Raw genomic sequence first — 2650 nt, 5'->3', positions numbered from 1 at the left:
CACCTATACCAACGTGCGCGGGCTGGACGACGACATCGGCTACGGCCTGCTGCGCATCTTCCCCGAGCAGAAATGGCGCCCGTTCTACCTGATGCAGCCGGCGATCGCGGTCGTGTTCGCGCTGCTGTTCCAGTGGGGCATCGCCATCCAGGACCTGAAGCTGGGCCGCTGGTGGAGCGGCAAGATGACCAACACGCAGCTGCGCCGCAAATCGGCGCCGGTCGTGCGCAAGATGGGCAAGCAGTTGGCGAAGGATTACGTGATCTACCCCGCGCTGGCCGGTCCGTTCTTCCTGCCGGTGCTGCTGGGGAACATGGTCGCCAACGGCCTGCGCAACGTGTGGACGTACGTGATCATCTTCTGCGGGCATTTCACCGCCAATGCGGAGACGTTCCCGAAGGAATGCATCAAGAACGAGTCGCGCGGCCACTGGTACCTGCGCCAGCTGCGGGGGTCGTCCAACCTGCGCGGCGGCTTCCTGATGAACGTGCTGTCGGGCAACCTGAGCCACCAGATCGAGCACCATTTCTTTCCCGACATCCCGGCCAACCGGTATGCGGAGATGGCCAAGGAAGTGCGCGCCATCTGCGCGCGATACGGCCAGCACTACAACACCGGCACGCTGCTGACGCAGTTCGGCCAGGTGTGCTGGCGCATCGTGCGGCATGCGTTCCCCAGCCGGCCGCCGAAGTTCGTGCCGCTCGTTCAGGCCGACGCGGCAGCGTAAGCAGGAATCTTCTTTCGAAGGGCATCGCGGGCATCGCCCGCTCCGGCACGGCGACAACACCGCCTCGGCAGGCGCGGGCCATGCCCGCGCACCGGCTCAGTCGAGGAACTGCAGCCGCGCCAGCTCCGCGTACAGGCCATCCTCCGCCAGCAGGGCTTCGTGCGTGCCCTGCGCCACGATGCGGCCACGGTCCATCACCACGATCCGGTCGGCCTTCAGCACTGTCGCCAGGCGATGGGCGATGACCAGCGTGGTGCGCCCGTCCATCAGCCTTTCCAGGGCGTGCTGCACGGCGCGCTCGCTCTGCGCGTCCAGCGCGCTCGTCGCTTCGTCCAGCAGCAGGATGGGAGCATCCTTCAACAGCGCACGCGCGATGGCGATCCGCTGCTGCTGGCCGCCGGACAGGCGTGCGCCACGTTCGCCGAGCTGGCTCTCGAAGCCGCCTGGCAGTTCGCGGATGAAGTCGTCGGCTTCGGCGGCTTCGGCGGCGGCCTGCAGTTCCGCGTCGGTCGCGTCAAGCTTGCCGTAGCGGATGTTCTCGGCGGCGCTGGCCGCGAAGATGGTGGGCTGCTGCGGCACCAGGGCGATCTGTTCGCGCAACTGCGCCGGGTCAAGCTCGCGCAGGTCGACGCCGTCGATCCGTACGCTGCCGGCCTGCGCATCGTGGAAGCGCAGCAGCATCGAGAACACCGTGCTTTTGCCGGCACCGGAGGGACCGACAAGTGCGACGGTTTCGCCCGGGTTGACGGTCAGGTCGAAATCGTCGAGCGCGGGCAGGTCGGGACGCGAGGGATAGTGGAACGCGACATGGTCGAACCGGATCTCGCCCTTGACCGGCGCCGACAGGGCGCGGGGCGCTGCCGGCGCGCGGATGGCCGGGGTTTCATCGAGCAGTTCGGCGATCCTGCCCATGCCGCCAGCGGCGCGTTGCAGTTCGTTCCAGACTTCGGCCAAGGCGCCCACYGAGCCGCCGCCGATCAGGGCATACAGCACGAACTGCCCCAGCGTGCCTGCGCTCATCGTGCCGTCGATGACATCGTGCGCCCCGGACCACAGCACCAGCGTGATCGCGCCGAAGATCAGCGTGATGGCCGCAGCAGTCACCCACGCCTGCGCGCGGATACGGCGGCGCGCCGTGTCGACCGCGGTCGCGATGGCGTCGCCGAAGCGGCCGCGCTCGTACGGCTCGCGGGCGTGCGCCTGCACCGTGCGGACCGCACCGAGCGTTTCGCTGGCCAGCGTATTGGCGTCTGCGACACGGTCCTGGCTGGCGCGGGAGGCCTTCTCCAGTCGGCGTGCGCCCAGCACGATGGGCAGCACCGCCAGCGGAATGCCGATCAGCGCGAATGCGGCCAGCCGAGGGCTGGTGAAGAAGAGCATCGCCAGGCTGCCAATCACGGTGACGCTGCTGCGCAACGCGACCGACATGCTGGTGGCAACGACCGTGCGCAGCAGTTCGCTGTCCGCGGAAAGGCGGGACACCAGCTCGCCGCTGCGCGTGCGGTCATGGAACTCGGCATCGAGGCCGATCAGGTGGCCATACAGCTGCCCGCGCAAGTCCGCGACCACTTTTTCGCCCAGCAGCGACACGAAATAGAAACGCGCCGCGCTCGCCAGGGCCAGCACCACCGCTACTACGAACAGGAAGAGGAAGGCCCGATTGATGTTCGCGCCATCGGTGAATCCGTTGTCGATCATCTGGCGGAATGCGACCGGCAGGCTCAGCGTCGCCGCCGACGCCAGAGCCAGAGCCAGCAGCCAGGCAGTGAACAGCCCGGCATGCCGGCGCACGAACGGCCACAGCGCGCGCAGCGTGCCCAGCTTCGCTTTCGGTCCGGCAGAGGCGCTGTCGGGGGTCTCGCTCGGTGTGCTCATCGGGGATCCGTCTTCAAAGCGGTTGTGGGAGAGGCTTCAGCCCCAGCC

At 68.0% G+C, this 2650-nt stretch carries 2 protein-coding genes; one reads left to right on the top strand and one right to left on the bottom strand.

Going from position 1 to position 2650, the window contains the following annotated elements; genetic code table 11:
• Window positions 1–727 (top strand): fatty acid desaturase family protein (locus AC04L7_RS16280; protein WP_475513418.1); only part of this gene is annotated, 727 nt, incomplete at its 5' end.
• 96 nt (window positions 728–823) lie between these two features.
• On the opposite strand, the gene AC04L7_RS16275 is transcribed toward AC04L7_RS16280, so the two are convergent.
• Window positions 824–2602, bottom strand: a complete 1779-nt coding sequence (locus AC04L7_RS16275) for an ABC transporter transmembrane domain-containing protein (protein ID WP_435997887.1) — start codon at window positions 2600–2602, stop codon at window positions 824–826.
• Window positions 2603–2650: the final 48 nt, after the last annotated feature.

It is taken from the genome of Pseudoxanthomonas sp. LjRoot204_2, from assembly GCF_056175765.1.
The sequence above is the reverse complement of the archived record's forward strand: the minus strand, read 5'-3'. Positions and strand labels throughout refer to the sequence as shown.